The sequence below is a fragment of the Pseudomonas guariconensis genome, from assembly GCF_024127895.1.
In the GTDB taxonomy this organism is placed as follows: Bacteria; Pseudomonadota; Gammaproteobacteria; order Pseudomonadales; family Pseudomonadaceae; genus Aquipseudomonas; species Aquipseudomonas guariconensis_B.
Window position 1 is genome coordinate 1 of record NZ_JAMYBK010000051.1, and the last position, 5411, is coordinate 5411.

The following is a 5411-nucleotide window of genomic DNA, read 5'->3' on the forward strand; positions in this document are numbered from 1 at the left end:
GCCTCGGTTGAGACGAAACGCTCTTGACCAAACGCTCTTTAACAATCGAATCAAGCAATTCGTGTGGGTGCTTGTGAGTACGGACTGATAGTCGCCAAGATTATCAGCATCACAAGTGGCCATATGAGAAATCACATAGTCATTTGAGATTGCTGAGCCAAGTTTAGGGTTACTTAAAAACCCAAGCAGTATTGAACTGAAGAGTTTGATCATGGCTCAGATTGAACGCTGGCGGCAGGCCTAACACATGCAAGTCGAGCGGATGAAGTGAGCTTGCTCATGGATTCAGCGGCGGACGGGTGAGTAATGCCTAGGAATCTGCCTGGTAGTGGGGGACAACGTTCCGAAAGGGGCGCTAATACCGCATACGTCCTACGGGAGAAAGTGGGGGATCTTCGGACCTCACGCTATCAGATGAGCCTAGGTCGGATTAGCTAGTTGGTGGGGTAATGGCTCACCAAGGCGACGATCCGTAACTGGTCTGAGAGGATGATCAGTCACACTGGAACTGAGACACGGTCCAGACTCCTACGGGAGGCAGCAGTGGGGAATATTGGACAATGGGCGAAAGCCTGATCCAGCCATGCCGCGTGTGTGAAGAAGGTCTTCGGATTGTAAAGCACTTTAAGTTGGGAGGAAGGGCAGTAAGCGAATACCTTGCTGTTTTGACGTTACCAACAGAATAAGCACCGGCTAACTCTGTGCCAGCAGCCGCGGTAATACAGAGGGTGCGAGCGTTAATCGGAATTACTGGGCGTAAAGCGCGCGTAGGTGGTTCGTTAAGTTGGATGTGAAAGCCCCGGGCTCAACCTGGGAACTGCATCCAAAACTGGCGAGCTAGAGTACGGTAGAGGGTGGTGGAATTTCCTGTGTAGCGGTGAAATGCGTAGATATAGGAAGGAACACCAGTGGCGAAGGCGACCACCTGGACTGATACTGACACTGAGGTGCGAAAGCGTGGGGAGCAAACAGGATTAGATACCCTGGTAGTCCACGCCGTAAACGATGTCAACTAGCCGTTGGAATCCTTGAGATTTTAGTGGCGCAGCTAACGCATTAAGTTGACCGCCTGGGGAGTACGGCCGCAAGGTTAAAACTCAAATGAATTGACGGGGGCCCGCACAAGCGGTGGAGCATGTGGTTTAATTCGAAGCAACGCGAAGAACCTTACCAGGCCTTGACATGCAGAGAACTTTCCAGAGATGGAGAGGTGCCTTCGGGAACTCTGACACAGGTGCTGCATGGCTGTCGTCAGCTCGTGTCGTGAGATGTTGGGTTAAGTCCCGTAACGAGCGCAACCCTTGTCCTTAGTTACCAGCACGTCATGGTGGGCACTCTAAGGAGACTGCCGGTGACAAACCGGAGGAAGGTGGGGATGACGTCAAGTCATCATGGCCCTTACGGCCTGGGCTACACACGTGCTACAATGGTCGGTACAGAGGGTTGCCAAGCCGCGAGGTGGAGCTAATCTCACAAAACCGATCGTAGTCCGGATCGCAGTCTGCAACTCGACTGCGTGAAGTCGGAATCGCTAGTAATCGCGAATCAGAATGTCGCGGTGAATACGTTCCCGGGCCTTGTACACACCGCCCGTCACACCATGGGAGTGGGTTGCACCAGAAGTAGCTAGTCTAACCTTCGGGAGGACGGTTACCACGGTGTGATTCATGACTGGGGTGAAGTCGTAACAAGGTAGCCGTAGGGGAACCTGCGGCTGGATCACCTCCTTAATCGAAGACATCAGCCTGCTGATGAGTACCCACACGAATTGCTTGATTCCTTGAAGAAGACGATGTGACGCGACCCTGTGATAGGTCTGTAGCTCAGTTGGTTAGAGCGCACCCCTGATAAGGGTGAGGTCGGCAGTTCAAATCTGCCCAGACCTACCAATTTGTTGTGGTGCAGCCTGTATACGGGGCCATAGCTCAGCTGGGAGAGCGCCTGCTTTGCACGCAGGAGGTCAGCGGTTCGATCCCGCTTGGCTCCACCATGTTGCCGTTACCTGCAGAACTTAGAAATGAGCATTCGTGAATGAATGTTGATTTCTGACTTTTGTCAGATCGTTCTTTAAAAATTCGGATATGTGATAGAAAGACTGATGGCGCACTTTCACTGGTGTGGCATCAGGCTAAGGTAAAATTTGTGAGTTCCGCTCGAAAGAGCGACATGCGAATTTTCGGCGAATGTCGTCTTCACAGTATAACCAGATTGCTTGGGGTTATATGGTCAAGTGAAGAAGCGCATACGGTGGATGCCTTGGCAGTCAGAGGCGATGAAAGACGTGGTAGCCTGCGATAAGCTTCGGGGAGTCGGCAAACAGACTGTGATCCGGAGATCTCTGAATGGGGGAACCCACCTAGGATAACCTAGGTATCTTGTACTGAATCCATAGGTGCAAGAGGCGAACCAGGGGAACTGAAACATCTAAGTACCCTGAGGAATAGAAATCAACCGAGATTCCCTTAGTAGTGGCGAGCGAACGGGGACCAGCCCTTAAGCTGGCTTGAGATTAGTGGAACGCTCTGGAAAGTGCGGCCATAGTGGGTGATAGCCCCGTACACGAAAATCTCTTGTCAGTGAAATCGAGTAGGACGGAGCACGAGAAACTTTGTCTGAACATGGGGGGACCATCCTCCAAGGCTAAATACTACTGACTGACCGATAGTGAACCAGTACCGTGAGGGAAAGGCGAAAAGAACCCCGGAGAGGGGAGTGAAATAGAACCTGAAACCGTATGCGTACAAGCAGTGGGAGCCTACTTTGTTAGGTGACTGCGTACCTTTTGTATAATGGGTCAGCGACTTATATTCAGTGGCGAGCTTAACCGAATAGGGGAGGCGTAGCGAAAGCGAGTCTTAATAGGGCGTTTAGTCGCTGGGTATAGACCCGAAACCGGGCGATCTATCCATGGGCAGGTTGAAGGTTAGGTAACACTGACTGGAGGACCGAACCGACTACCGTTGAAAAGTTAGCGGATGACCTGTGGATCGGAGTGAAAGGCTAATCAAGCTCGGAGATAGCTGGTTCTCCTCGAAAGCTATTTAGGTAGCGCCTCATGTATCACTGCTGGGGGTAGAGCACTGTTTCGGCTAGGGGGTCATCCCGACTTACCAAACCGATGCAAACTCCGAATACCAGCAAGTGCCGAGCATGGGAGACACACGGCGGGTGCTAACGTCCGTCGTGAAAAGGGAAACAACCCAGACCGTCAGCTAAGGTCCCAAAGTCATGGTTAAGTGGGAAACGATGTGGGAAGGCTTAGACAGCTAGGAGGTTGGCTTAGAAGCAGCCATCCTTTAAAGAAAGCGTAATAGCTCACTAGTCGAGTCGGCCTGCGCGGAAGATGTAACGGGGCTCAAACCATGCACCGAAGCTACGGGTGTCATCTTTGATGACGCGGTAGAGGAGCGTTCTGTAAGCCTGTGAAGGTGAGTTGAGAAGCTTGCTGGAGGTATCAGAAGTGCGAATGCTGACATGAGTAACGACAATGGGTGTGAAAAACATCCACGCCGAAAGACCAAGGTTTCCTGCGCAACGTTAATCGACGCAGGGTTAGTCGGTCCCTAAGGCGAGGCTGAAAAGCGTAGTCGATGGAAAACAGGTTAATATTCCTGTACTTCCGGTTATTGCGATGGAGGGACGGAGAAGGCTAGGCCAGCTTGGCGTTGGTTGTCCAAGTTTAAGGTGGTAGGCCGAGATCTTAGGCAAATCCGGGATCTCAAGGCCGAGAGCTGATGACGAGTGCTCTTTAGAGCGCGAAGTGGTTGATGCCATGCTTCCAAGAAAAGCTCCTAAGCTTCAGATAACCGGGAACCGTACCCCAAACCGACACAGGTGGTCGGGTAGAGAATACCAAGGCGCTTGAGAGAACTCGGGTGAAGGAACTAGGCAAAATGGCACCGTAACTTCGGGAGAAGGTGCGCCGGCGAGGGTGAAGGACTTGCTCCGTAAGCCCATGTCGGTCGAAGATACCAGGCCGCTGCGACTGTTTATTAAAAACACAGCACTCTGCAAACACGAAAGTGGACGTATAGGGTGTGACGCCTGCCCGGTGCCGGAAGGTTAATTGATGGGGTTAGCGCAAGCGAAGCTCTTGATCGAAGCCCCGGTAAACGGCGGCCGTAACTATAACGGTCCTAAGGTAGCGAAATTCCTTGTCGGGTAAGTTCCGACCTGCACGAATGGCGTAACGATGGCGGCGCTGTCTCCACCCGAGACTCAGTGAAATTGAAATCGCTGTGAAGATGCAGTGTATCCGCGGCTAGACGGAAAGACCCCGTGAACCTTTACTATAGCTTTGCACTGGACTTTGAGCTTGCTTGTGTAGGATAGGTGGGAGGCTTTGAAGTGGGGACGCCAGTTCCCATGGAGCCATCCTTGAAATACCACCCTGGCAACCTTGAGGTTCTAACTCAGGTCCGTGATCCGGATCGAGGACAGTGTATGGTGGGTAGTTTGACTGGGGCGGTCTCCTCCCAAAGAGTAACGGAGGAGTACGAAGGTGCGCTCAGACCGGTCGGAAATCGGTCGCAGAGTATAAAGGCAAAAGCGCGCTTGACTGCGAGACCCACACGTCGAGCAGGTACGAAAGTAGGTCTTAGTGATCCGGTGGTTCTGTATGGAAGGGCCATCGCTCAACGGATAAAAGGTACTCCGGGGATAACAGGCTGATACCGCCCAAGAGTTCATATCGACGGCGGTGTTTGGCACCTCGATGTCGGCTCATCACATCCTGGGGCTGAAGCCGGTCCCAAGGGTATGGCTGTTCGCCATTTAAAGTGGTACGCGAGCTGGGTTTAGAACGTCGTGAGACAGTTCGGTCCCTATCTGCCGTGGACGTTTGAGATTTGAGAGGGGCTGCTCCTAGTACGAGAGGACCGGAGTGGACGAACCTCTGGTGTTCCGGTTGTCACGCCAGTGGCACTGCCGGGTAGCTATGTTCGGAAGAGATAACCGCTGAAAGCATCTAAGCGGGAAACTCGCCTCAAGATGAGATCTCACTGGGGTCTTGAACCCCCTGAAGGGCCGTCGAAGACTACGACGTTGATAGGTCGGGTGTGTAAGCGCTGTGAGGCGTTGAGCTAACCGATACTAATTGCCCGTGAGGCTTGACCATATAACACCCAAGCAATTTGCGTGCAGCGGATTGCGGTGGTGAAGACGCAAGGCCGAAAGTTCGCAACCACAAAGATCACGTATCCGAATTGGCTGGAGTGTCCATCTGGATGTTCTGGCAACAGAATTTCTTGACGACCATAGAGCATTGGCACCACCTGATCCCATCCCGAACTCAGCAGTGAAACGATGCATCGCCGATGGTAGTGTGGGGTTTCCCCATGTGAGAGTAGGTCATCGTCAAGATTCATTTCGCAAAACCCCTATCTGCGCGAGCAGGTAGGGGTTTTGTCTTT

General features: G+C 52.5%; 2 tRNA genes and 3 rRNA genes. All 5 read left to right on the top strand.

What is annotated here, in order from left to right:
* Nucleotides 1–193 precede the first annotated feature (193 nt).
* The 5 genes from NJF35_RS24365 to rrf all read left to right on the top strand — a co-directional run bounded on the left by NJF35_RS24365 (nt 194) and on the right by rrf (nt 5361).
* Nucleotides 194–1730: ribosomal RNA gene (locus NJF35_RS24365) — 16S ribosomal RNA — on the top strand.
* A gap of 82 nt (nt 1731–1812) precedes the next feature.
* Nucleotides 1813–1889, top strand: a tRNA-Ile gene (locus NJF35_RS24370).
* Nucleotides 1890–1914: 25 nt separating this feature from the next.
* Nucleotides 1915–1990, top strand: a tRNA-Ala gene (locus NJF35_RS24375).
* 234 nt (nt 1991–2224) lie between these two features.
* Nucleotides 2225–5116 (top strand): 23S ribosomal RNA (locus tag NJF35_RS24380).
* A gap of 129 nt (nt 5117–5245) precedes the next feature.
* Nucleotides 5246–5361 (top strand): 5S ribosomal RNA (rrf, locus tag NJF35_RS24385).
* The 16S, 23S and 5S rRNA genes sit together here with 2 tRNA genes alongside, the layout of an rRNA operon.
* The last annotated feature ends 50 nt before the right edge of the window (nt 5362–5411 follow it).